Origin of the sequence: Ruminiclostridium hungatei, from assembly GCF_002051585.1 — a bacterium.
Classification (GTDB): Bacteria; Bacillota; Clostridia; order Acetivibrionales; family DSM-1351; genus Ruminiclostridium; species Ruminiclostridium hungatei.
The window spans coordinates 45,641-69,036 of record NZ_MZGX01000009.1; the positions used below are offsets into that span (position 1 = coordinate 45,641).

The 23,396-nt window shown below is 43.8% G+C and carries 21 protein-coding genes and 1 pseudogene; 7 read left to right on the plus strand and 15 right to left on the minus strand.

The window, feature by feature from the left end; all coding sequences use genetic code 11:
* Positions 1-14: 14 nt before the first annotated feature.
* The 10 genes from CLHUN_RS08245 to trmB form a co-directional block, all read right to left on the minus strand.
* The gene (locus tag CLHUN_RS08245; RefSeq protein ID WP_479692028.1) at positions 15-953 is read right to left on the minus strand and encodes a metal ABC transporter substrate-binding protein; all 939 of its coding nucleotides are present in this window, start codon (positions 951-953) and stop codon (positions 15-17) included.
* Between the two features lie 72 nt (positions 954-1,025).
* Positions 1,026-1,931, minus strand: a complete 906-nt coding sequence (locus CLHUN_RS08250; protein ID WP_080064112.1) for a carbohydrate kinase family protein — start codon at positions 1,929-1,931, stop codon at positions 1,026-1,028.
* A gap of 17 nt (positions 1,932-1,948) precedes the next feature.
* Complete coding sequence (locus CLHUN_RS08255) at positions 1,949-3,190, minus strand: sensor histidine kinase (protein WP_080064113.1); 1,242 nt, start codon at positions 3,188-3,190, stop codon at positions 1,949-1,951.
* Between the two features lie 27 nt (positions 3,191-3,217).
* Positions 3,218-3,895, minus strand: a complete 678-nt coding sequence (locus CLHUN_RS08260) for a response regulator transcription factor (RefSeq protein WP_080064114.1) — start codon at positions 3,893-3,895, stop codon at positions 3,218-3,220.
* A gap of 135 nt (positions 3,896-4,030) precedes the next feature.
* On the minus strand, positions 4,031-6,547 hold the full coding sequence (locus CLHUN_RS08265) for an ABC transporter permease (RefSeq protein WP_080064115.1): 2,517 nt from the start codon (positions 6,545-6,547) through the stop codon (positions 4,031-4,033).
* A gap of 3 nt (positions 6,548-6,550) precedes the next feature.
* Positions 6,551-7,240, minus strand: coding sequence for an ABC transporter ATP-binding protein (locus CLHUN_RS08270; RefSeq protein ID WP_080064116.1), 690 nt, complete (start codon positions 7,238-7,240; stop codon positions 6,551-6,553).
* A gap of 597 nt (positions 7,241-7,837) precedes the next feature.
* Positions 7,838-8,902, minus strand: a complete 1,065-nt coding sequence (gene corA, locus CLHUN_RS08280) for a magnesium/cobalt transporter CorA (RefSeq protein WP_080064118.1) — start codon at positions 8,900-8,902, stop codon at positions 7,838-7,840.
* A gap of 15 nt (positions 8,903-8,917) precedes the next feature.
* Positions 8,918-9,646: a helix-turn-helix domain-containing protein gene (locus CLHUN_RS08285; protein ID WP_080064119.1), complete on the minus strand. Its 729-nt coding sequence runs from the start codon at positions 9,644-9,646 to the stop codon at positions 8,918-8,920.
* Positions 9,647-9,697: 51 nt separating this feature from the next.
* Positions 9,698-10,423, minus strand: coding sequence for a class I SAM-dependent methyltransferase (locus CLHUN_RS08290; protein WP_080064120.1), 726 nt, complete (start codon positions 10,421-10,423; stop codon positions 9,698-9,700).
* Between the two features lie 3 nt (positions 10,424-10,426).
* Positions 10,427-11,125, minus strand: a complete 699-nt coding sequence (gene trmB / locus CLHUN_RS08295) for a tRNA (guanosine(46)-N7)-methyltransferase TrmB (protein WP_080064121.1) — start codon at positions 11,123-11,125, stop codon at positions 10,427-10,429.
* 413 nt (positions 11,126-11,538) lie between these two features.
* Here trmB and CLHUN_RS08300 point away from each other — a divergent pair, with 413 nt between their 5' ends.
* Positions 11,539-12,384 (plus strand): undecaprenyl-diphosphate phosphatase, encoded by an 846-nt coding sequence (locus CLHUN_RS08300; RefSeq protein WP_080064122.1) that lies wholly within the window; start codon positions 11,539-11,541, stop codon positions 12,382-12,384.
* 113 nt (positions 12,385-12,497) lie between these two features.
* On the opposite strand, the gene CLHUN_RS08305 is transcribed toward CLHUN_RS08300, so the two are convergent.
* The 3 genes from CLHUN_RS08305 to CLHUN_RS22120 all read right to left on the minus strand — a co-directional run bounded on the left by CLHUN_RS08305 (position 12,498) and on the right by CLHUN_RS22120 (position 15,768).
* On the minus strand, positions 12,498-13,352 hold the full coding sequence (locus CLHUN_RS08305) for an SDR family oxidoreductase (RefSeq protein ID WP_080064123.1): 855 nt from the start codon (positions 13,350-13,352) through the stop codon (positions 12,498-12,500).
* A gap of 34 nt (positions 13,353-13,386) precedes the next feature.
* The gene (locus CLHUN_RS08310) at positions 13,387-15,417 is read right to left on the minus strand and encodes a YncE family protein (protein ID WP_080064124.1); all 2,031 of its coding nucleotides are present in this window, start codon (positions 15,415-15,417) and stop codon (positions 13,387-13,389) included.
* 213 nt (positions 15,418-15,630) lie between these two features.
* A complete protein-coding gene (locus tag CLHUN_RS22120) occupies positions 15,631-15,768 on the minus strand; it encodes a CPC_1213 family protein (RefSeq protein ID WP_165755705.1) in 138 nt (45 codons plus the stop codon).
* A 270-nt stretch (positions 15,769-16,038) separates the two neighbouring features.
* Here CLHUN_RS22120 and CLHUN_RS08315 point away from each other — a divergent pair, with 270 nt between their 5' ends.
* The 3 genes and pseudogenes from CLHUN_RS08315 (at position 16,039) to CLHUN_RS08320 (ending at position 18,753) form a co-directional block, all read left to right on the plus strand.
* The gene (locus tag CLHUN_RS08315) at positions 16,039-18,066 is read left to right on the plus strand and encodes a CoA-disulfide reductase (RefSeq protein WP_340148329.1); all 2,028 of its coding nucleotides are present in this window, start codon (positions 16,039-16,041) and stop codon (positions 18,064-18,066) included.
* 67 nt (positions 18,067-18,133) lie between these two features.
* Positions 18,134-18,408, plus strand: a pseudogene (locus CLHUN_RS22785) (DsrE/DsrF/DrsH-like family protein).
* A 57-nt stretch (positions 18,409-18,465) separates the two neighbouring features.
* The gene (locus tag CLHUN_RS08320) at positions 18,466-18,753 is read left to right on the plus strand and encodes an ArsR/SmtB family transcription factor (protein ID WP_080064125.1); all 288 of its coding nucleotides are present in this window, start codon (positions 18,466-18,468) and stop codon (positions 18,751-18,753) included.
* 69 nt (positions 18,754-18,822) lie between these two features.
* On the opposite strand, the gene CLHUN_RS08325 is transcribed toward CLHUN_RS08320, so the two are convergent.
* On the minus strand, positions 18,823-19,038 hold the full coding sequence (locus tag CLHUN_RS08325) for a hypothetical protein (RefSeq protein ID WP_080064126.1): 216 nt from the start codon (positions 19,036-19,038) through the stop codon (positions 18,823-18,825).
* Between the two features lie 209 nt (positions 19,039-19,247).
* The gene (locus tag CLHUN_RS08330) at positions 19,248-19,739 is read right to left on the minus strand and encodes a methylated-DNA--[protein]-cysteine S-methyltransferase (protein WP_080064127.1); all 492 of its coding nucleotides are present in this window, start codon (positions 19,737-19,739) and stop codon (positions 19,248-19,250) included.
* Positions 19,740-19,878: 139 nt separating this feature from the next.
* Between CLHUN_RS08330 and CLHUN_RS08335 the strand changes: the two genes are divergently transcribed.
* The 3 genes from CLHUN_RS08335 (at position 19,879) to CLHUN_RS08345 (ending at position 23,396) form a co-directional block, all read left to right on the plus strand.
* Entirely contained in the window at positions 19,879-20,574 is a 696-nt protein-coding gene (locus tag CLHUN_RS08335) for a FadR/GntR family transcriptional regulator (RefSeq protein WP_165755706.1), read from the plus strand.
* A 362-nt stretch (positions 20,575-20,936) separates the two neighbouring features.
* Complete coding sequence (locus CLHUN_RS08340; RefSeq protein WP_080064129.1) at positions 20,937-22,493, plus strand: L-lactate permease; 1,557 nt, start codon at positions 20,937-20,939, stop codon at positions 22,491-22,493.
* Positions 22,494-22,607: 114 nt separating this feature from the next.
* Complete coding sequence (locus CLHUN_RS08345) at positions 22,608-23,396, plus strand: electron transfer flavoprotein subunit beta/FixA family protein (protein WP_080064130.1); 789 nt, start codon at positions 22,608-22,610, stop codon at positions 23,394-23,396.

Below are 23,396 nucleotides of genomic sequence, written 5' to 3' on the forward strand. Positions count from 1 at the left end.
AGGCGCATAGCTTGTTATTGTACCTGCTTGAAGGCTTCAACCAGCACCTTCAGATTTTCATCCATTGCCTTGATATAACTGTCGGCAGAAGCATTTTTTTCTCCTGTGGCAACGGGATCAAGCAGGTATACCTGTGCACCTGTTTCTTTTGCTATTGTCTCGGCAGCCTTTTGTGAATACTGGGGCTCTGCAAAAAGCAGCTTAACCCCGGTTTCCTTTATCTGGCCAACCAGCTCCGCAAGTTCTCCGGCACTGGGTTCTGTTCCCGGTTCTCTCTCCACCACCGATACAATATTGAGGCCGAACTCTTTTGCAAAGTACGGGAAGGCCTCATGGAAAGTGACAATATTCTTATTTTTCAAGCCGTCCAGTTCACGGTGCATCTTGTCACTCTGCTGCTGGAGCTTCCGGACGTACTTGTCCGCATTTTCCCTGTAGGCAGCGGCATTTTTGGCATCTGAGGCAGCCAGCCCTTCCGCTATGTTTTTCACCTCGGTTATCGCACCTGTAATACTTACCCATATATGAGGGTTTTCCTCACCATTTTCGTCCTTTAAAAGCTCAATACCCTTAGCTGCCTCAATAACCTTCAATTCAGGCCGCTGCTTGATGACCTTGTCCATAAAGGCTTCCATTCCCGCCCCGTTTATTACAAAGGCATCGGCCTTCTCCAGGGTCTTAAGGTCCGCCGGCATCAGTTGGTAATCATGCAGACAGCCTGTCTGTGGTTCTGTCATATTAATAAGCTCCACATTGGGCAATTCACCTATAATATTTTTTGTAAATACATACACGGGATAAAATGAGGTAACAATTGTATATGTGCTGCCCTGGGATTTGTTTTTATTTTCTCCTGCCCCGGTGCACCCGGTCAAAACGGATATGCCAAGTATAACCAACATTAGCAGCAGTGCCGAAAATCTTTTCAATACTGAAAAATTTGTTCTCTTAATCAAAACACACCTCCAAATATAAATGGGAATCATTCGCATTTATATTATACAGCAACATTACATATTTTAAAACTACTTTTTATTAATTAATTCATTTATCATATCCAATCCAGGAGGATTTAATGCCAGAGGAAACCTGCTGCACACAGTAGCTGCGGTGGCTGCGGCAAAACTGACCAGCTCCCGGTCGGGCATTTTTTTAAACACCCCGTATATTGCCCCGGCCTTAAAGCAGTCACCGGCTCCCAGAGTACTCTGAACCTTTACCTTATAAGGCTTGAAGCTTTCCACGGGCTGATTCCTTCTGCCAAACATGATTTCCCTGGCGCCAAAGGTGAATATCACCAGCCCGTCGGTATTGTCGGCATACTTTCTGAACAGTTCCTCAATATCCGTCCCGGGAAAATTGTTCTGAATGAATTCATTGGAGACCACATTCACTTCTGAGAACCTATGTAAGACCGAATCGGGTTTACAGTCAATGGTTACATACTTTTTCCCCAATTCCCTGCAATACTGTGCCACCATTTCAGACTGCTCCCCAAAAAACGGGTCAAGGCCCACGGTTTCAGCATTCATGATGTCTTCCTTCACAGGTGTGTTCCACCGCTTGACCTTGCTGTCAAAATACGCTCCGAAGGTGCCGAAACAGTTTCTTGTATTGCCCGCTATCAGTACCATATCCTGTACTCCGTCAAAGTCCGGGTCTTCAAAAACTCCCGACATATCCACCCCATACTTATCCACAAGATAATTCTTAAGTACGCCCGCGGTCCTTCTTCCCTGGTAATTGCCATCCAGCTTTACCCTGCAGCCCAGCGAGGACAGAACCACTGCACAACTGCCGGTCTCTCCCCCGGGCAGGACATAGCTCTCTTTTATTTCAGAATAGGAATCCGCCTGGGGAAATTCTTCTGCCAATAGGTGCATGGTAGAAGCCAGTGTCATACCATAAAGGTAAATATCAAAGCTTGACATATGCCACCTCCAAAAAATTAATTTATTTTCATAAGTCTCACAACAAACCTTGTCCCGCTGCCAGGCATGCTGAACGCGTACACTGCGCCCCCCTGCCCCTCCAGTATCCTCTTTGTTATATACAGGCCAATGCCTATGTTTGTAGGATTGCGACTGTTGGGTCCCTTATAGAACCTGTTGAATATTCTGCCCAGCTCCTCTTCGGGAATTCCACTTCCTCTGTCGCTTATTTCCAATTGCACATATACCTTGTTTTCCTCCAGGCTGATTTCAATCTTTTCTCCCGGACTGCTATGTTCAATGGAGTTTTTAATGATATTTGAAAAGGCTTCCGCAGTCCAGCTTACATCGTGCTTCACTGAGATATTTTCATCACCCCGGACTATTATGTCAATATTTTTCTCATCAGCCAGATATTTCAGAGGAGCTATGCTTTTACAAAGGGTATTTATTACAGCCGCCGATTCCTTGTGGAATTCTGCCACACCAGCCTCAAGCCTGGCCATTTTCAGCAGGTTTCTGATCAGCCACTCCATCCTGTCCAACTGATTCCTGCTTTCTGATATGAAGGTAAGCCGCTCCTGCTCCGGCATGTCCAGGTCATTTTTCAGTATGTCATTGAACATGATAAGAGAGGCAAGGGGCGTCTTTAACTGGTGGGAAATGTCTGTTACCAGCCTTTTTAAGAAAAGCTTTTCCTGTCTGAGTGCCTGGACATTTTCACCCAGCCTTTCGGTCATTGCATTGAACTGATATGTCAGAAAACCCATATCACCTTCATCGGTAAAGCCCCACATGGGCTGATAGTTTCCTTCTACTGCGGCTTCAGCCTTTTCTCCCACCTGCCGTATCCTTTTATATATGCTGTTAAAGCTCCGCATAAAAAGAATGATAAGAATAAAGGCAAAGCTTATGATAAGGAGCTGGAATCTTACATTGGCAAACCACAGCTCCCGGGAAACAACATTATTCTTGCGGATGCTTAAATTCTCATCATAGCCGTACTTGCTCAAAAGCGTTTTCCCATACTGGTAGTCACCCTGAAGGCTTCCTGTAAACTTTTCAACAATTCGGGTCTCAGCCTTTGGGTACTCTTTTGCCACAGCTCCTATGACAGCCACGTTCTGCTGCAATTGGGCCCTGTTCAGGGTATCCGTATAGCTGTGGAGCAGGTACATGCTCATTGTTTCAAAGACTATGAGCAGTATGGCAAGAAGTCCCAGAGCCAGCCTTGCTTCAGAATTTTTTAAAATTTTCATACAGCCTCCCTGGGATTTCCCTATCGGTCAAAGGATATCCCTCCACACATATCCCAAACCCCTCACGGTTTCTATGTGCTTTTCCCCGTTAATCTCTATTTTTTCCCTGAGCCTTTTCACATAAACATTCAAGGTATTGTAATCAACAAAATTCCCGTCTATATCCCACAGTTTTTCAATAATTGTGTTTCTGTTCAAAACCTTTTCCCTGTTTTCCAGAAGCAACAGCAGCAGCTTGTACTCAACTGCCGTCAGGCTGGCTTCCTCTCCTCCCACCGTAACCTTGCATCTCAAAGGCTCTACTGCCACACTTCCGCTTAAGATACAGCCGCCTGTACCGATAGGATTTCTTTTCCTGCGTCTCATCAGTGCATTTATCCTTGAAATCAACTCACTTAATCTGATGGGCTTGGAAATATAATCATCTCCACCTGTATCAAGTCCGAAAACTACATTTGCTTCATCGTCAAGAGCTGTAATGAATATGACCGGCACGTCGCAGGTATTTCTTACTTCCTTGCAAAAATCATAACCGCTGCCGTCAGGCAGAGTCACATCCAGCAGTATCAGATCCACACTTGCATCAAACAGACTGCGGGCTTCCTGAAGGGTTTTGCCCCACTGAATATTAAAACCCTTTTTCTTGAGAGCGTATTGGATTCCCATGGCAAGAGGCGCATCATCCTCCACAAGTAAAATGTTCATGCTCCGTTCCATTCTCCAGTTCATTAAAAGTTGGAATACTGCATTAATGATAACCTTTAAACAATATTTTATCAGAAGCAGTACTTTATTGTAATCCTACTTTAGGGTAAGCAGAATATATTTATGTCCTGTTCCTTACTCCTCTATCCTCAAAGACTCTACTATATTCATATCATTGAGCTTCCGCAGGGGTATGACCGCCGCCGCCAGTGTTATGGCTATAATGCCGATGCCTCCGTACAGATATGGCCATATGGCCATGCTGTAGCCTATGTTTCCTACAGGATTGTTCTGCAATATCCCAAAATAGGTCAGCAGGTATGCCACCGGTAAACCGGCAATACACGCAATCATTCCGAAAAGTGCGCCCTCCAGCAGCACAAGTTTTCTGAACTGTCCCTTTGTCATGCCTATTGCCTTGAAAGTTGCATATTCCCTCTTCTTTACCAGAAGATTTATGGTCACGGTATTTATAATATTAACGGTGGATATGACTATTATCAGTCCGATAAAACCATATACCAGTACTTTCATCTGACCTGCAACTGCATCCACTTTTTCCTTTTCATGTCCTATATCAGTGTAGTCTGCCTTGTTTTCATCCGCCAGGATATTGAATTTTTCATAGTTTTTGCCTGCCGCCTCAGGAGAAGTAAAGTTTGCAGCTATTATGGACAAGCCTTTTATGCCTGTAAGGCCGGTAAAGTTTTCAGAGGATACAATCATTCCATAACCGTCATAAATTACCGAACCGCTTATGCTTTCATAGTCAATAACACCTGCCACCTTAAGGGTCATTGTCTCCTTGCCCCCGGCCAGTCTCTTGAGCCGGTCATAATCCTGCCCGGTTATGAAAGCCTCGTCCAGCACAGGCACCTGTATTACATCACCTTTCTTATATGTGGTAAACCCGTCATAGAAACGCTTTTTATTTTCTGTAAGTCCTCCGGCCTTATTGACAATTATTACTCCGTGATTATTATTAAAATCGTCATAGTTGATATTTGTGCTATTCAGCTTGTTCAGCAATTCCACAGAGTTCCTGTCATATCCTATCAACTGTGTTTCGTCTATTATATACTGCCCCTGGAACTCCTGGGTGCCTTTAAGCTTCAAGGATTCCCTGAACTTGTTGCTGACCTTGTCCTTGTCAAGCAGAAATGGGATTTTACAGTAATTGAGCTCAAAGACCTCCCTGACTCCCTCTGTGCTTTCAAGCTGCTTCGCCAATTCATCTGAAAGATATGGGCTTCCGGCTTTCTGCTGTTTCATGAAGGCGGCTTCCACCCTTATCATACCTGAAGCCAGCTCGGTGCTCTCAAACAGTATGTCAATAAAGTTTGAGAAAAACACATACATCACAAGCGATATCATCAGGGACAGGCAGGTTACATAAAACCTTTTCCTGCTCCTCTTAATATTTTTGTAGGCTACCTGCCCTTCAAATCTGAAAAATAATTTTGCCAGAAAGCCTCCCCTTCTTTTAACCCGGTCACCCTTTACAACCATTGTCCCTCTTATGGCATCTATGGGAGAAACCCTTGAGGCGGTCCTGGCCGGAAAGAAGGCTGAAAAAAATACCGTTACAAGCCCAAGCAGGGCGGCAATGGCTATTACCTGGGGATAGAAGCCTATCTTGAAGACACCCAGAAAGCCGTCCATAAACACATTGAAGGTGAGCATTATGCCCGCAAAGCCGCAGATAATTCCGATGGGTATTGAGATGGCACTCATGACAAGGGCCTCCTTGAACACCAGCTTTCTGATCTGGGCTTTTGTGGCACCGATGCTTCTCAGTATTCCAAAATGCTTTATTCTCTCCATGACGGATATATTAAAGGCGTTATAGATTACAACCGCAGTACAGATAACCACAAAAGCCGCAATAATTCCGAAGACCACCTCCATCTGGTTGTTCCTTGTCTCATCCGGGCCGTCGCCTATGAGATAAAGCAGTCGTGTGTTTCCGTTTGCCTTCACCTTGTTTGCCTGTGCAATCTTAACAGCAAGTTCCGGTTTACCGGAGGCCTGCTTCAAATTTACAAAGTAGGAATAGGTTTTGGTATTGTCCGAGCTTCCAATATCCAAAAAGCTTAATGCGGTATTGGTTATTTCCTGGCTTTCATAAGAGCCTACCACCTTGTATTCCGCCCTGTCCTCCACACCCTGTTTGGATTTAAGCCGGCCTTCCAGAGCCTTGTCAAGCTTCTTATCCTTCAGTACTGCATAAAACTTTTTGTCAACCACTATTTCGCTGCTGTTTTCCGGAAATCTGCCTTCAACCAGCCTGACTCTGAAAATATCCTTGAAGGCTGCACTGTCGTATGCTTTTATATTTACCTTTCGAAGGGAATCCGTAAGCAAGCTGCTCTCAATCAGAAAAGACCCCTGCTCTTTGACAAGCCCGCCATTCTTGATCTCTGCATTTGCTGACAGGACTCTTGCCTGTTCCCTGTCAGCATCATAAAACATAATCTCATAATTTCCGGTTTCGTCCTTGACCCTTTCGATTTCACTGTTTATACCGCTGTAATAAATACTTCCAATGGCAGTAAACATGGCTATGGACACAATAATGCCAATAAGCGTCAATACGGTTCTTCCGGGATGCTTCTTCAAATATCGTACGGTTAGTGCAGAATAATTCTTCATCTGTCAGACCTCCTTGCCGCCAAAAGACTCTGAAGAGATTTTCCCGTCCACGATGCTGATCACCCTGTCCGCCATAGTGGCAATATTCATATCGTGTGAAATCAATAACAGTGTCTGGTTGTATTTTTTTGCAGAGTATTTCAGAAGCTCCAGCACTTCTCTGGAATTTTTGGTATCCAGGTTACCTGTGGGCTCATCTGCCAGGATTATTGCGGGCTTGTTAGCCAGGGCTCTGCCGATGGAAACCCGCTGCTGCTGTCCTCCAGACAGCTCGGACGGCAGATGTCTTCTTCTCTCCTTCAGGTCTAAAATGGTAAGCAGCTCATCTATATATTGCTTATCTGCCTTCCTGTTATCCAGAAGAAGGGGCATAAGTATGTTTTCCTCTGCCGTTAATACCGGAATGAGATTATAGGCCTGGAAAACAAAACCCACCTTTCTTCTTCTCAATATTGACAAATCCTTTTCCTTAAGACCGTAAATATCCATACCGTCTATGAAAACCTTTCCCGAGGTAGGTTTATCCACTCCTCCCAGCAAGTGCAGCAAAGTGCTTTTTCCCGAGCCGCTGGGACCCACTATTGCAACAAATTCACCTTTTTTTACCGAGAAGCTTATATCATCCACCGCTATGACCTCATTCTGGCCTTTGCCATATTTTTTTGTAAGCTTCTCAATTCTCAATACCTCCATTTTACTGCCTCCTATTCATAGCTTTACCAAAAGCCGGCTTTTATTTTTTAATTTATATCTGATTATACGAAGGAAAATCTGCAAATGCGTGAATTTAAAAATTACAATTCTGTAAGGAAGGCAAAATGAAGAAAAGATAGTATTTATTATATAAATCCGACAAATACTATCCTTATGGAACTTCAATGTTAACATTGGTTTATGTCCGGGAAGATGAGAAATGCTTTTAATATTTGCTATATTGAGGGTATAGCTAACAAACAGATTTTGAATGAGCTTTATGAACGCATGAAAACCATTGATATAGCTGGGATAATGTCCCTTCGGTGTTCCGTATATGCTGTCCCTGACAAACTTAAAATTTCAGGAGATAAAGGACACCGACGTCAGAATGCCCTGGTTTTATATGAAACTCCGGCCCAGGTATATGACTTCCGGCAACAGGATAAGACAGTCCTAATGTTCGAAAATGGGCTCGGAAAATATATTCATATTATGCTATCCCTTTTCAAATATTGCTCCCTGTCCTGATATTAATTTTTGCAAAAATAAGAATCAAACTGCAAGGCAGAAGGAAAAAATACATTTTATGAGCCGTCACCACCACTTTTTTCTCTTGAAATATATGAGCATGGAGATGGATATGCCTATCATTACCAGCCACAACAGAGGATACATCCAGGGCCAATCAAGTTCAGGCATATTTTTAAAATTCATTCCGTATACGCCGACAATAAAGCTGAGTGGCATAAATACCGTTGAAATAATCGTAAGCACCTTCATAATCTCGTTCATTCTGTTGCTGCTGCTGGAAAGGTACACATCAAGCATGCTTGACAATATATCCCTAAGTGTCTCGGTGGTGTCCATGACCTGTACCACATGGTCATAAAGATCCCTTATATATATTTCTGTGGTTTCCCGGACCAGCAGACTTTCTCCCCGTTCCAGAAAGGAAAGCACCTCTCTCAGAGGCCATACTGACTTATGGAGGAACAATATCTGCCTTTTAAGCTTGTGAATCGTTCTCAAAGTTTGTCTGCTGGTTCTCACAACCATCTCGTCCTCAACTATTTCAACCTCATCGCCAAAAGCCTCAAGAACAGAAAAATAATTATCCACAATTACATCCAGAAGACTATATACCAGATAATCGGAGCCTAGTTTCCGAAAACGGCTCATTCCCTGCTGAAGCCTCTTTATAATCGGTTCAAATACATCTGTATCCTTCTCGGCAATGGAAACAACATAATTCTCCCCAAGTATGAAGCTTACCTGTTCTATGTCAAATTCTCCAGGCTCCTTTTGGTAGGACAGCATTTTTGCCGAAACGTAGATATAATCATCATTAACATCTATCTTCGGTCTCTGGTCGGTGTTGAGAATATCCTCCAAAATAAGCGGATGGAGGCTGAAAAGCCTGCCTATGGCTTCAAGCACCTCCACCTGGCTCAAGCCTTCCACATGCAGCCATCTTATGCCTGTTTCCCGGGTTTCCAGCGACTCAAGCTCCTGGAAGCCCAGGTTTTTCTGGCGAAAGCTGGCCTCGTCGTATTCAACAAGAGTCATCAGCGTACTTTCACGCTTTTTTTCACCAATGTGCACTAATGTGCCGGGAGGCATCCCTATTGTATTGGAACGGGATTTAACAAGCTTCTGCATATGTACTCCTCATTTCTAGAGTGAAATCTCAAGCTTGACCAGTCTTGCAATAACCTTTATATTCTTGGGGCTGACTGTTTCGGTAATCAGGGTTCCCTTATTGCTCACAAGCAAAAGCCTGTCTGCCTGAAGTTTTTTAACCTGCCTTACAGCCCTTGTGCCATTGTATTCGACAAAATAAATACCGTCGGCGTCTATATCCCCCACCAATACAGAAAGTGCCCTGTCACCCTTAAATATCCTGAAACCGGACATATCGGCATCTTCTATATCAAGGTAAAAAACCTTTTCCTTCTGGAAACCTTCAACCTTGTTTTTTTCAATGGGCAAAAGCTTTTTGTCAAGCAATCTGTCCATCCTGTAGTCGTAAACAGGTACAGTTTTGAGTATATTGCCGAAGGCGTCGTCCCAGACCTCCTGAACCGGTTGGCTTTGTACCGGCTGCTTCGGAACTGCTTTCATCTGTACAGCAGTTCTTCCCGCTGCAAAAGCAGGGGCCGTATTTCTCTGGGTATTATCCGCCCTGTCGGCCTGTCTGTCCTCCGAGGCAAACAAGCCAATAGGGCCCAGTTCGAAATCCAGAGCCTTTGATACCCTTCCAATCATATCATCGCTGATGATTTTCCTTCCAGACTCGATATCAAGTATAAAACCCTCCGAAACACCCAACGTTCTTGCCAGTTGCTTTGGAGTCAAGCCTTTTTGCAGTCTGAGTTTATTTATTTCCTGACCAATTCTGCTCATAAGCTAATCCTTCTCTTTCTATCACCATTTATGCCAATCCGCGCTGTCTGTCTACTTGGCCCAAAGCACCAGCATAAATGAATTGTATTTATCAAATTCATTTCCGTTAAAATCTCCGAAAAGCTTGAGTTTTTTAAAGCCTGCCTCATACAAGGCCTCGGTAAGCTCGTCCTGACGAAGGGGATAAAGGCTCACCTGGTTTTCAAGACTCTTGCCTTCCACATTGAGCTTTGTATTGAACAGTATTGTGTTGTCCTGCTTGTGGTAATCGTAAATTCTTTCAAAGGAAAGTCCCACGGATTTATTTTCTATAGTCGGCAGGCTTTTTATCTCTCTGAGAATTATTCTATCAAAATTAATTATCTGAAGCACCAGGCTGCTGTCGTTTTCCAGCATATTTCTGGCGTTCTTCAGAAATTCTTTTATCTGCTGCATATTCTCAAGGTGAACCAGAGAATTCCCTATGCAAAAAACCATATTGAATTTTTCTGACAGCTTTTTGTCCAGGTCCGACATATCCGCTTCCAGATAATCCAGCGTACAGCCTTTAGCCCTGGCTTTTTCCCCAAGCCCGGCCAGCATTTGTGCATCACGGTCCACCGCCGTTACCTTGTAGCCCAGTCCTGCCAGTTCCACAGCGTACTCGCCGGTTCCGCAGGCAACATCCAGTATAGCTTTTGGAGGGTTTCCGGCTACCTCTCTTAAAAACCTGACCTGCTCTTCTCCCGCAGGAAAAATCAAGTCATAATATTTTGATATCTGTTGGTAAAATTCCATATGTCACAATCCTTTAAGCATATTAGTATTTGATAACGCTGACACTTCCATCTGGGCTATGAGAAATTTAATCCTGATACCCTCTTCCGAGAACATTATTTCGTGCTCTGTGGGAACATTTTCAGTAAATCCACTGGAATGCAAATCCTGTGTAATATACTTTATTATAAACCCATTTTCTTCAAAATATTTTATGGATTCTCTGAACAGTTCATCATTATCGGTTTTAAACCATATTTGTGCCCCCGCCTTTAAAAATGTCTTATACTTGACCAACTGCTTGCCATGTGTAAGTCTTTTCTTTTTGTAGGGAGATTTGGGCCAGGGATTGCAGAAGTTGATATATATTTTCTCTATGGCATCCGAGGGCGCAAGCATGTTATCTATCAGCTCAATATTCTGGGACATGAGCTTTATATTTTTGATTTCACTGTTCCCTGAAGCTGCGTATTCGGCTTCTATCTTGCGCTTCGCCAACCCCAGCACTTCACTTTTTATATCCACTGCAATATAGTTTATCTGCGGATGGGCAGCGGCAATCTTGGAAATAAATCCGCCCTTCCCGCACCCCAGCTCCAGGTGCATGGGATTGCCGTTTCCAAAAAGCTCCTGCCATCTTCCCTTCAGCTCGGGCGGATTGTCGATGTAAAACGGGCATGCTGCCAATTCAGGCCTTGCCCATGGCTTCCTTCTGAGTCTCACACAAACCTCCTGTTATTTATGTAGTGTTTTCTTCACATAAAGAGTCTAAAAAATATTTTACATTTAGTAGAGAGCTGTGTCTATACTAATTTGTACCCAAAATTCAATCAGACAAACCAAATCCGGCCCTCGTAGACTCAATAGAGGCTGTTTTGTCCAAAAACCTCAGCTTTTAAGGGTAGGGCATCTCTTTCGGACAATTAAAGTATTGCCCGTATTTACCTTTTTGTAACTTGACTTAAGGGTATGGGTTCTGTACCCTATAAATATGGCACTTGAAGTTTTTAGCGGTGCTGCTTGACCTGGTTTTTCAATTCATAAAATATTTATAGCCCCATAAAGTATAGAAGGTACTTTTTACAATTCATATAAACAAAAGCGGGATTGTATGTTTGGGAGGCATGGAGGAGAAAATGGATTTTTTACTTTTTATTCTAAAATCAATAGTACTGGGCATAGTTGAAGGAATTTCCGAGTTCCTGCCCATATCGTCAACAGGTCACCTTATTATTTTTCAAAATTTGCTGCACTTTGAGAGCAGCAATCCTCACTATGTGGAAATGTATACATATGTCATCCAGCTAGGAGCAATTATGGCGGTGGTGCTGCTGTACTGGAAAAAAATAAAGGATACTGTTGTAAATTTCTTTCCCGGGAAAGCGGGCTATGAAAAATCCGGCCTTAAATTCTGGCTGATGATTGCTTTGGCATGTGTTCCCGGTGCTGTTCTGGGAATTCTTTTTGACGATCTGGCAGACAAGTATCTTTTCAACTATGTGACAGTTGCCATTACTCTTTTCCTTGGAGCAATCTGGATGATATACGCTGAAAACAGATTCCGGAATAATAATCTGACAAAGCAGAAGCTCAGCGTTACTCCAAGACAGGCATTAATAATAGGCGCCTTTCAGTGCCTTGCAATAATTCCAGGCATGTCCCGTTCGGCTTCAACCATAATAGGAGGATGGGTTTCAGGACTTTCCACCGTGGTTGCGGCAGAGTTTTCCTTCTTTCTGGCCATACCCGTAATGTTTGGAATGAGTTTTCTGAAAATTGCAAAGCTGGGTGGCTTCAGCACATTGACAGGCACCGAAATCAGTGCGCTGATTACAGGCTTCATTGTGTCCTTCGTGGTAGCGGTAGCTGTCATAAGCAAGTTCATATCCTATCTCAAAAAGAAGCCCATGAAGGGATTTGCATATTACAGGATGATTTTTGCAGTGGTGGTTATTGCCGCAGGTCTGCTGAAGCTGTTTTAGGTTTATGTCAGGAGTAAAATATGAACTTTAATAAAGGGGTAAGGGCTGAAATTTTGTCCTTATCCCTTATTTTAATGATGATTTACTGACTATTCCGATTATTTTGTTTTTAGTTAACATCTTACCAACTTTTCTCCTGTGAGCCTTTCACTTAATTCAAAAAGCTCCCGGGCAAGCTTTTCATTTTTGGAGGCCTTTGAAGAGCCTGCAATTTTACATTTGTAAAAGTACTCCCCGCTAACCTCTTTCACAGAGGGGTCCAATGCCAGGAATAAAGCTGTTCCGGCCCCCTGCTCCGGCGTCTGAAAAAATGGTTTTAGCAATCCCGTTAATGACTTTCCGAAGCCGGTTTTTCTGTCAACCCCCATGGAAGTGGCAACTGCTCCCGGATGTGCACAGTTGACGGTTATTCCCGTACCTTCCAGCCTTCTGGCCAGCTCCCTGGTAAAAAGCAGATTTGCCAGCTTTGACTGTCCGTATGCGGACATGACATTGTACCCCCTGGTCAGGTTAATATCCTCAAAATGGATTTTCCCCATCTTATGGGCTCCTGAGCCCACCACTACTATCCGACCGCCGGAAACCCCGGGGATAATATCCAAAAGCCGTACCGTCAAAAGAAAATGCCCTATATGGTTTACCCCGAACTGAAGTTCAAGTCCGTCCTTTGTCTCCCTTCTGTCCAAAGTGATTACCCCCGCATTATTGACCAGAACGTCCAGACGTCCGTATTTGTTCTTAAACTCCTGGGTAAAGCGCCGTATGTCATTCATGTCTCCAAGATCACAGAGCATAAGCTCCAGCCTTCTCTCCCTGTTCTGCTCAAGAACCTCCATAAGGGCTTCCTCTCCCCGTATTTTGTCCCTGCACAGCATTACAACCCTGGCACCCGTGTCGGCCAGGCTTGCGGCAGTGGCCCTGCCCATACCTGAGTTCGCTCCTGTTACCAGCATTACCTTATCATTCATCTGCTTACCTCTCTGATTATAGTAATAAACCAGCCTACCACTTAAAGCCTGCGGGCTTTTCCGGTTCCAGATTGTCCGCCCCGGAATGGGCCTTGTTCTGCGTAATGTCCGAAACCGTCCTGCGGTCAAAGTCAAATACAAAACTTCCGCCTTGCCGGTTATAACTGCTGTCTGTCCATTGATAAGACATAAGTATTTTTTTGCTGTCCGGGGACCATTCACAAGGCTGATAATAGGGGTCGGGCCTATTTTCGTTAAGCTTGTAGTCAAAATCCACACCATACTTTTTAAAGGCCTCGAACCCGGCTATCCCACTATCCATAATACTGAACAACGACTTTTTCCCAATATCAATAACTGCCGCATCTATCCATATTCTCGCCGTTCTGGTAACGCAAAGCCTCCTGCTGTCGGGTGACCACATAAAGCCATAACCCATGGCAGCTATTTCAAATTTTTTTAACAAACAGTTGTGCTTCAGATCATATATGAGCAAATATGAAATCCCGTCAAAACCCCACTCATGGGATACGGCGGCATAGCTTCCGTCCGGTGAAACCGAAGCGGCTTTAAAATATGCCTTCCCAGCCTTATCCTTATATGTGTCCGGTATGAAATCATCAAACTCCGCCGTTTTGTCATTCCATTTCATATAATACTTGTTATCCCAGCCTATGACTGTGTTTTCCTCAAATACCGGTTTTAAAACTCCTATAATGCCTTTTTCCAGTATGCTGAACTTCAGGTTGCCTAGAGAATTTATACCGTTGTCAGTGGGCAAAAGTTCTTTCCAGTCATCTTTAAGGCTTAAAAGCTGCAGCGTACAGGTACTGTGTCCCTGATAGGTGGTAGTCCCGGAGTACAGGAGATAATTATTTTTTTTGCTGTCCTGCAACAGACCGAACTGTGCTTCATCAGTCATAAACCCCTGCTGTGTCACCCACCTCAGGGTATCCTTCTCAAATACAGCGGCCACCGAGTAATCCAGTCCCGCTGCATGGGGCAGCCCCAGGAGCTTGAAGATAACCAGCAGTTCCGGCTTTTTTGAACCTGTAAAACTGCCCTCATGTACCTCCGAAATCCTTATATCATTTGGCAAATTATCATATACATACTTAAGGGTTTCATCCTTCCTGTCCAGCTTTTCAACCAGTTCAGAGCTGCTGATGCTGCTGCCGTCCTTAAGCTTTACGGATTGAACCGTCTCTCTCCCGTCACCTTCCAGGTCTTTACCGCCGTCAGCAGCAGCAGTCCCGTCATCCGGCTCAAACTCCAGACCGTTCCACTTATACGCCTTATCTATATACTTACCCTTCTGCATATCATATACCGACACTTTGAAGACACCCGCTCCAATTTTTTCAAAGCCTGTGGAATAATAGCCGTCATGGTTGCTGGACAAAATTCCGTCAGTAATGTTCCTTACCTGCAGTTTTATGACCTCACCCTTTTCAGATAAAGTGAATATATTAAATGCATTGTAATTGCTTGAGAAATACTGCCCCACAGTAAATTCAGGCAGCCCGTCGCCATTGTAATCCCCCGCTTTCAAGTCAAACCTGCTGCGGAAAACAAGCGGCTGTGAAAAACAGCCCGTCAAATCGGATACGGAGAGTAGTTTGTTACTCTGGTCAAAAACCTCTGCCACCAGGTTGCCTTCATAATATTCCTTCCCGAAAGGTCCCGGTTCTCCGTCCGTTATGTGCCTGCCTTCAGTCATTAAAAGCCTTACGGTTGCCTTTACGCCTCCAATACCGACTTCAGCCCTTGTCAGTTCAAATGGCTCCGTCAACGGATTTTCCGCACTTTCAAGGGCTCCGTATACTGTCATATCAGTTGGGGCAGCAGCTCCAGATACGGAGGAGGGTTCAACTGTACCCGCAGCCGGCATTGCAGCCCCCCCGGACATATTTTTATTAAAAAGCACTGCCGTGCCGGCGGCAGCCACTATAATAAATACTGACGCTATACACAGGGCGGCTTTTGCATTTTTATTGTCTTTTATTCCTTTTGCAATATCTGTGAGCTTCTCGAAAACAGGCTTTAAAAAATTATTTATAGACATATTGACCTCCACTTATGACACACTAATATAAGTTTAAATGATTTGTCCCGTGAAGTAAAATGTTTCCTCAGTATTAATAGTGCTTGGACTTTCAATAGAAAGTAATAAACTCCTATATTCCAAAAACAAAAGGCCTCCCCCAGAACCACTGGATATGGAAGCCTCTTAATACCCTTTAATATGAACAGCTTAAAATGAACAGCCTGCCTTTTATCATTCCTCCGCAGGGGTGTCCTTTCCAAACTTCGCTCTGGCACTTTCAGCCTGAGGGTCATGCTTGATATTTTTTGAGGGAAAAGCCCCGTCCTCTTTCTTATCCTTGGTTTTTTTACTTCTTTTGTCATTTGGCATAAGTATATTCTCCTGTCCGCATATTCCTGAAATACTCCCTTAAAGCTTTGATATACAATGCCTTCAAGGGATTTGTATTATAAATTTTATTAATAGTATGCATTCCAGTGAAAATATATATTCATCCATAATATAAGGCATATTCCTCCTATAGGATAAATACAAGTAATTGTAAACATGTTTAAAACTGTAAGCAGCATATTGACATGGAATACTTTATATCGTAAAATCTTAATATAATGATATATAAATCAGTCAGGAGGTCGGCATATGAGAATAAAGGTTTTAATTGTCGGAGGCGTCGCCGGCGGTGCAAGTGCCGCAGCAAGGTTAAGAAGGCTTGATGAAGCTTCCGAAATAATACTTTTTGAAAAAGGTGAGCATATATCCTTTGCAAATTGCGGACTCCCCTATTACATAGGTGAAGTCATCCGGGAGAAGGAAAAGCTGCTGGTTCAGACTCCCGAGAAAATGAGGGAACGCTTTAATATTGACGTAAGAGTTTGTTCAGAGGTTCTGTCCATAGATACTCAGAATAAAACCGTGGAGGTATTGGATAAGCTCCGGAATGAGACGTATATAGAGACCTATGACAAATTGATACTCTCCCCGGGAGCCGAGCCGGTCAGGCCAAAGCTGCCGGGAATAGGTTCGGAAAGAATATTTACTCTCAGAAACATACCTGATACCTACAGAATAAAGGACTATGTGGATAAGTCCGCCCCGGTCAGGGCGGTTATTGCAGGAGCCGGCTTTATTGGCCTTGAAGTTGCTGAAAATCTTCACCTGCGAGGAGTCAAGGTCACTGTGGTAGAGCTTGCGGATCATGTCATCGGTCCTCTGGATTTTGAAATGGCAGCCATCGTCCACCAGCATTTGAAGTCCAAAGGGGTGGAATTATATTTGAAGGCTGCCGTTGAAGCCTTTGAGGAGGACCAAGGTGTCATAGCCGTTAAGCTTTCCAGCGGCAAAACCCTGAAGGCGGATATGGTTATTATGGGTATTGGCGTCAGGCCTGAAACCGGTCTGGCTGTGTCAGCAGGCTTGAAACTGGGTCAGACAGGCGGTATTTATGTCAATGAGTACCTTCAGACCTCCAATCCTGATATATATGCAGTTGGAGATGCCATAGAGGTAAAGGATTTTATCAGCGGAAGCCAGGCGCTTGTTCCTCTGGCCGGCCCCGCCAACAAACAGGGGCGGATAGCCGCAAATAATATCTATGGTCACAACGAAAAATTTGCAGGTACCCAGGGAACCTCAATTGTGAAGATATTCGACCTCACTGTAGCCGTTTCAGGCAACAATGAGAGAATATTGAAGAGAGACAATGTGCAATATGAAAAATCCTTCACTCATACTGCCTCCCATGCAAGCTACTACCCCGGCGCCATACCCATGTCCATAAAGCTTTTGTTCGGAAGCTCCGGCGGAAAGCTCCTGGGTGCTCAGATCGTGGGGTATGACGGAGTGGACAAGAGAATGGATGTACTTGCAACGGCCATGCGTGCAGGTATGACGGTCTTCGATCTGGAAACCCTTGAACTGGCCTACGCCCCTCCCTATTCCTCAGCCAAAGACCCTGTAAATATTGCAGGCTATACAGCCGGCAACCTTCTGAAAAAAGCTGCTTTCATATTTCATTGGGACGAGGTTGAAGCCATTGACACCGGAAAGGATATTCTTCTGGATGTCAGAGAGCCTGAAGAAGCAATGCTGGGCACTATTCCCGGCGCTGTGAACATTCCCCTTGACAGGCTCAGAGACAGGCTTGATGAGCTTCCCAGGGATAAGACCATTTATATTTTCTGCCAGGTGGGCTTAAGAGGCTATCTGGCCTCAAGGATTCTCTTGCTGAAGGGCTATAAAAATGTTAAAAATCTGAGCGGAGGCTACAAGACCTATCATATGGCATCCTTGCAGCAATCCAGCCAGGAACCCGGAACTCCTCCCGATGCAGCCGCCGCAAAGAATGAAGCCGCCGCTGCCGGTGCTCCCGAGACACAAGATATTCCCCTGGCTTCCCAGGCTCCTTCAAAGGTGAAGCTGCAACTGGATGCCTGCGGTCTTCAATGCCCCGGGCCCATTATGTCGGTATACAATGCCATAAAGGAAATGGAGGACAATGAAATTCTTGAGGTAAAAGCAACCGACCCTGCTTTTCAGGAGGATATCAGTACCTGGTGCAGAACTACCGGAAATACCTTGCTGGGAATAGCTTACGGCAAAAATATTTTTACGGCAAGAATAAGAAAAAACGTCAAAAGGTCACCATGTGCTTCACCTTCCGGTGTCTGAGCATACTGAGAAAGCCCGGGGGTGCCGGTGTAAAAAAGACTTTATTTCCAGAATGTTTAGTGTTATGATGCCAAAGGGATTAAAAAAATTACCCCTGTCAAAAATGAATATGGCAGGAATGGGACCAAAAATGATACGCTATCTGATGAACAAAAGGAAATCTACTCCCTGGAAGCTTTAATACAGCAAGCCAGGAATAATGGCATAGAATTTGTCGCCTGCAATATGTCCATGGACATTATGGGAATAAGGAAAGAGGAACTTATTGACGGAGTCGCCCTCGGCGGAGTTGCTTCCTTCCTGGGTTCAGCCGAAGAATCTGATATGAGCCTGTTCATTTGATACCGAAGGAAATATACGCTATGCTGTTCAAGCAAGGTACTAAAGGAGGTTACCAACTTGATTGATTTGAAATTATACGAAATCAAAGCAGAGAAAATCAAAGCAATTGCGCATCCACAAAGGCTTTGCATTATAAAGGGCCTGATAGAGGGAGGCTGTAATGTCACCAAAATACAGGAATGTCTTGGCCTTCCCCAGTCAACCGTTTCCCAGCACCTGGCAAAGCTCAAGTCGGCAGGGATAATAGCCGGTTCACGCAATGGGCTGGAAATATGCTATAGAGTTGTGGATGAGGAAATTATCAGCGTAGCAAAAATACTACTGAAGGACGAAATTAAAATCTGAACTGAAAACGTAATAAATGCTTTCACAGACAAGCCGGACACACAAGTATCCGGCTTTAATCTATTTCCGCTATTGAATGGACTTCAGTTCGTGCTCAGTCAGGTGGTCAACAAAAAGACCGTTTAATTCCTCTTCCGCCGAACAGCTCTTCTGGTAATACCAGTACTTCACATCCGATTCTATCTGATTGTCGGTACCTTCCGGTTTTTTTGGATAAACAGCAATAAGCGCCTTTGTTTCCTTGTCTCTCAGACCTACTCTTTCAAATCTCTCAAATTTACCCATGCCTGTTGTCCTCTGCCTTTCCGGCTCACAAAAATATTTGGGGCCCGGCCTATTGTGAGCCTAATAGACCGGAAACTCCATTAATGCCGCTGCTTTTTCTCACCTGAAAAGCGGCTTTGCGGCAAAAAAATTGAGTATATAAATATATATATACCCAATTCTCAAAATATTTTTCAGATAACCTTTAAAATATAATTCCGGGGATATGTTTAAATATCCGCATAATGCTTTTCCAGCTCCAACAGCTTTTGTTTTATTTCCAAACCGCCTCTATAACCTGTCAATTTCCCGTTTGAACCGATTACCCTGTGGCAGGGGATAAAAACCGGGATAGGATTCCTGTTATTTGCCATACCAACAGCCCTTGATGCTTTTGGCTTCCCGGAAGCGGCAGCTATATGGCCATAGCTTCTGGTCTGTCCGTAAGGAATCCCGGCAAGCCATTGCCATATTTCTCTCATAAATGGAGTTCCTTCAGGTGCCAGCGGCAGAGTAAATATTTTCCGGCGGCCTGCAAGATATTCCTCCAACTGTACTGAAGCCTCCTTCAAAACAGCCGTTTCCAGCAAAGTATACCGCCCCTGGGCCATAAGATTCTGGCGGGACAAATCCTTCTCAAAGAAAAACTCCTTTATATGGCCGGCTTCTTCCGCAATTCCAATATGCCCTATGCTTGTGTCATAAAAATATATATTTTTCATATTATAACCTTCTTAACAGTTTTATAGTTATTTTCATATGTGATATACTGAAAATAACATATTTTCAGTGTTATTTCAACAATCTCCGGCCTGTCAGATGTTCAGCCGGTGCAGCAAGCATACTGAAAGGGGATTAGCCTTGGAAAAAAACGATTCCTCAAAAAGAACCTATGAATCAATAATTGATTCCATAAAAACAGATATAATCACGGGTAAACTGGCTTCAGGCGACAAGCTCCCTCCCGAACGGGACCTGGCCAGACAATTTGGTGTCAGCCGGACATCAATAAGAGAAGCCTTGAGGACACTGGAAATTCTGGGTGTGGTTTCAAGCATTCAGGGCTCGGGCAACTTTATTGCGGGTAATTATACAAAAAGCCTCACTGAATCCATGTCCATGATGTTCCTGCTGCAGCAGTTCAACAGCCTTCAGGTAAGTGAGCTGAGAGAGGCTCTGGAAACAAAGGCCGCTCTTCTGGCTGTGGAAAACATTACGGACGCACAGGTGCAAAGGCTGGAGGAAATAGTCCGGGAAATGTCGGTTACAGAAAATGAAGAAAAGAATGTTGCTCTGGACAAGGAACTGCATTACACAATAGCCGCAGCTTCTCAGAACAGTATAATCTTGCAGATATTAAATATACTGGAAGAACTTATAAACATATATATAAAGGACAGGCGAAAGGAAATCCTGTCCAACAAGGACAATGTCTCAAGACTTCAGAAAATTCACGAAAAGATTGTGTATTCTTTAAAGAACAGGGATTCTCAAGCCACTCACGAAGCTATTATGCAGCATTTTGGCATCATTGCCGAATACATAAGGCACAATTGATATAAAAAGAAATCCTATATGGGTTTAAAATATCAGCATCACTTTCTCCTCCTCTCAAGAAATTATTTCCACCGGCTCAGCCGCGAAATTGCTGAAAGCAGCGGCTTTGCCTCTGTTTCCCATACAGATGTCAAGCAAATTCCCACAAAATAAATAGTTAAATAAATAACTATTGTTTACAGTTCATTAGTGATAATGTAATATAAAGATGCAAATTGGTATGACCAATATGTATAAAGTGCACAATAACGTTTGAATTCAAATTTATTTTTTTACTCAAATTGGTCATACCAATTTCAGCGGCAATTCTTATTATTATTTAATCCACTATTACCAATACTACCTATCAAAGGAGAGAAGCCATGAATATCGCTGTGTTATTTGCATTAGCTCTTTTACCCATACTTTGGCTTATTGTTTCACTGGGTGTACTGAAATGGCCGGGCTACAAGGCCTGTCCCATAGCCTTTGGCTTAACCGCGGCACTTGCGGTCTTTGTATGGAAAACCAGTCTTTTGGACACCTTTACCGCAGGACTTGAAGGTGTGGCACTTGCCATCTGGCCAATTACCCTGGTCATCATAGCAGCAGTATTTACTTATAACCTTTCTCTCCACACCGGAAGCATGGATGTAATTAAAAAGATGATTACCGGTGTTACCACCGATAAAAGAATTCTGGTACTTATACTTGCCTGGGGCTTTGGAGGCTTCCTCGAAGCAATTGCCGGCTTTGGAACAGCAGTAGCCATTCCTGCGGGCATTCTGGTTGCACTGGGGTTCAATCCTCTGTTTGCCGCAGTCATATGCCTGATATCCAATACTACTCCTACTGCTTTTGGCGCCATCGGCATTCCGGTTGTCACACTTGCAAAGGTTACCGGACTTGATGTTTCACAGTTGTCCTATGCAGTTGGAATCCAGTTGCTGCCGCTGGTCATTCTTCTCCCCTTTGCCCTTGTAATGCTGACAGGCAGGTCAATTAAAGCCGTTAAGGGCATTTTTGGAATAACCCTGGTTTCCGGAATAGCCTTTGCAGTTCCTCAACTGCTGATAGCAAAGTATCTGGGACCTGAACTTCCGGCAGTGGTTGGCGCGGTCTGCTCCATGGTTTGTACCGTTATAGCGGCAAGGCTCTTCAAAGGAAAAGCCCCTGTGCCAAAGGAATATCAGATAGAAGTTGCTCCAAAGGCAAAACAGGAAAAAATAACCCTGAAAAAGGGTATAATGGCCTGGCTTCCGTTCATACTTGTATTTCTTTTCATACTCTGCTCCTCAACCCTGATACCTCCTGTAAATCAGGCACTGTCCGCAGTTAAGACCTCTGTTGCCATTTATACGGGAGAAGGGGCAAAACCCTATACCTTCTCATGGCTGGCAGCCCCGGGAACCCTGATAATTATTGCAACATATTTGGGAGGCATACTTCAGGGAGTAAAGCTTAAAACCATAACCGGCATTCTTTTTAAAACTGTCAGGCAGTTGCTGAAATCCACAGTTACCATAGTTTCAATCATTGCCCTGGCGAAGATTATGGGTTACAGCGGTATGATAAATTCCATTGCAACAGTGCTGGTTATGATCACCGGCTCCTTCTACCCTCTTGTAGCCCCGCTCATAGGCGCTCTTGGTACATTTGTAACAGGCAGCGATACCTCTGCAAATGTATTGTTCGGCAATCTTCAGGCTGAAGCAGCCAGAGCTGCCGGCGCAAATCCGTACTGGATTGCAGCCGTAAATACAGGCGGCGCAACGGCAGGAAAGATGATTTCACCCCAGAGTATCGCCATAGCTGTTGCAGCCACAGGTCTTGCGGGCAGCGAGGGGAAAATACTCGGCAGTACCATAAAGGTATGTGCAATATATGTAGTTGTTTTAGGCTTAATAAGCTATTTCTGCAGTTCATTATTCGGTTTTTAGATAAGGGTTGAGCGTGAAAATTAATTTACTGCATCATAAACTATTTTCACGCTAAAAACCCGCAAAAAAGTTTTTATCACTATTATTGCCGCCAGGCGGCTCATGGAGGTTAAAATGAACATTATAGTATGCATTAAGCAGGTTCCCGGAACTAATAAAGTTGAGGTTGATCCGGTAACAGGAGTTTTAAAAAGAGATGGTGTAGATTCAAAAATGAATCCATATGATCTATACGCTCTTGAAACAGCACTTAAACTTAAAGAGGCTCACGGAGGTACGGTAACTGTAGTCAGCATGGGACCGCCTCAAGCAAAACAAATCATTACGGAAGCCTTTGCAATGGGTGCAGACGAAGGGATACTCCTTTCAGACAGAAAATTCGGAGGCTCAGATGTACTTGCAACAAGTTACACTCTGTCACAGGGAATATCAAAGCTTGGACATATGGATCTGATACTGTGCGGAAAGCAGACCACTGATGGAGATACCGCTCAGGTTGGCCCTGAAATGGCTGAATATCTCGATATTCCAAGTATATCAAATGTAAAGAAAATCCTTGAAATTACTGATAAATCCATTACTGTTGAGATGGATATGGCCAACACCGTTGAAATAGCAAAAGTTGAGTTTCCATGTGTGCTGGCTGTCGATAAAGATATTTATCAGCCCAGACTTCCTTCATATGTTAAAAAGATGGCAACAAAAAATAACGAAATTAAAATCATCACCTTTAATGATCTTGACGATCAGGATGAAAAGAAATATGGCTTAAATGGTTCTCCAACACAGGTGCAAAGAATATTTCCGCCGGAAGCAAACGATCACCGGGAATTGTGGAATAATACCCTGGAAGATATCCCTGAAAAGTTATTCGTAAAAATAAAAGAATTGAAATTTATATAG

What these genes read in the sequence shown, in the direction of transcription:
- CLHUN_RS08250 (WP_080064112.1), bottom strand. Translation starts at nt 1,931, where the DNA reads ATGTCAAGCTTTGATATTTACCTTTATGGTATGACACTGGCTTCTACC.
- CLHUN_RS08255 (WP_080064113.1), bottom strand. Translation starts at nt 3,190, where the DNA reads ATGAAAATTTTAAAAAATTCTGAAGCAAGGCTGGCTCTGGGACTTCTT.
- CLHUN_RS08260 (WP_080064114.1), bottom strand. Translation starts at nt 3,895, where the DNA reads ATGAACATTTTACTTGTGGAGGATGATGCGCCTCTTGCCATGGGAATC.
- CLHUN_RS08265 (WP_080064115.1), bottom strand. Translation starts at nt 6,547, where the DNA reads ATGAAGAATTATTCTGCACTAACCGTACGATATTTGAAGAAGCATCCC.
- CLHUN_RS08270 (WP_080064116.1), bottom strand. Translation starts at nt 7,240, where the DNA reads ATGGAGGTATTGAGAATTGAGAAGCTTACAAAAAAATATGGCAAAGGC.
- corA (WP_080064118.1), bottom strand. Translation starts at nt 8,902, where the DNA reads ATGCAGAAGCTTGTTAAATCCCGTTCCAATACAATAGGGATGCCTCCC.
- CLHUN_RS08285 (WP_080064119.1), bottom strand. Translation starts at nt 9,646, where the DNA reads ATGAGCAGAATTGGTCAGGAAATAAATAAACTCAGACTGCAAAAAGGC.
- CLHUN_RS08290 (WP_080064120.1), bottom strand. Translation starts at nt 10,423, where the DNA reads ATGGAATTTTACCAACAGATATCAAAATATTATGACTTGATTTTTCCT.
- CLHUN_RS08300 (WP_080064122.1), top strand. Translation starts at nt 11,539, where the DNA reads ATGGATTTTTTACTTTTTATTCTAAAATCAATAGTACTGGGCATAGTT.
- CLHUN_RS08305 (WP_080064123.1), bottom strand. Translation starts at nt 13,352, where the DNA reads ATGAATGATAAGGTAATGCTGGTAACAGGAGCGAACTCAGGTATGGGC.
- CLHUN_RS08310 (WP_080064124.1), bottom strand. Translation starts at nt 15,417, where the DNA reads ATGTCTATAAATAATTTTTTAAAGCCTGTTTTCGAGAAGCTCACAGAT.
- CLHUN_RS22120 (WP_165755705.1), bottom strand. Translation starts at nt 15,768, where the DNA reads ATGCCAAATGACAAAAGAAGTAAAAAAACCAAGGATAAGAAAGAGGAC.
- CLHUN_RS08315 (WP_340148329.1), top strand. Translation starts at nt 16,039, where the DNA reads ATGAGAATAAAGGTTTTAATTGTCGGAGGCGTCGCCGGCGGTGCAAGT.
- CLHUN_RS08325 (WP_080064126.1), bottom strand. Translation starts at nt 19,038, where the DNA reads ATGGGTAAATTTGAGAGATTTGAAAGAGTAGGTCTGAGAGACAAGGAA.
- CLHUN_RS08330 (WP_080064127.1), bottom strand. Translation starts at nt 19,739, where the DNA reads ATGAAAAATATATATTTTTATGACACAAGCATAGGGCATATTGGAATT.
- CLHUN_RS08340 (WP_080064129.1), top strand. Translation starts at nt 20,937, where the DNA reads ATGAATATCGCTGTGTTATTTGCATTAGCTCTTTTACCCATACTTTGG.
- CLHUN_RS08345 (WP_080064130.1), top strand. Translation starts at nt 22,608, where the DNA reads ATGAACATTATAGTATGCATTAAGCAGGTTCCCGGAACTAATAAAGTT.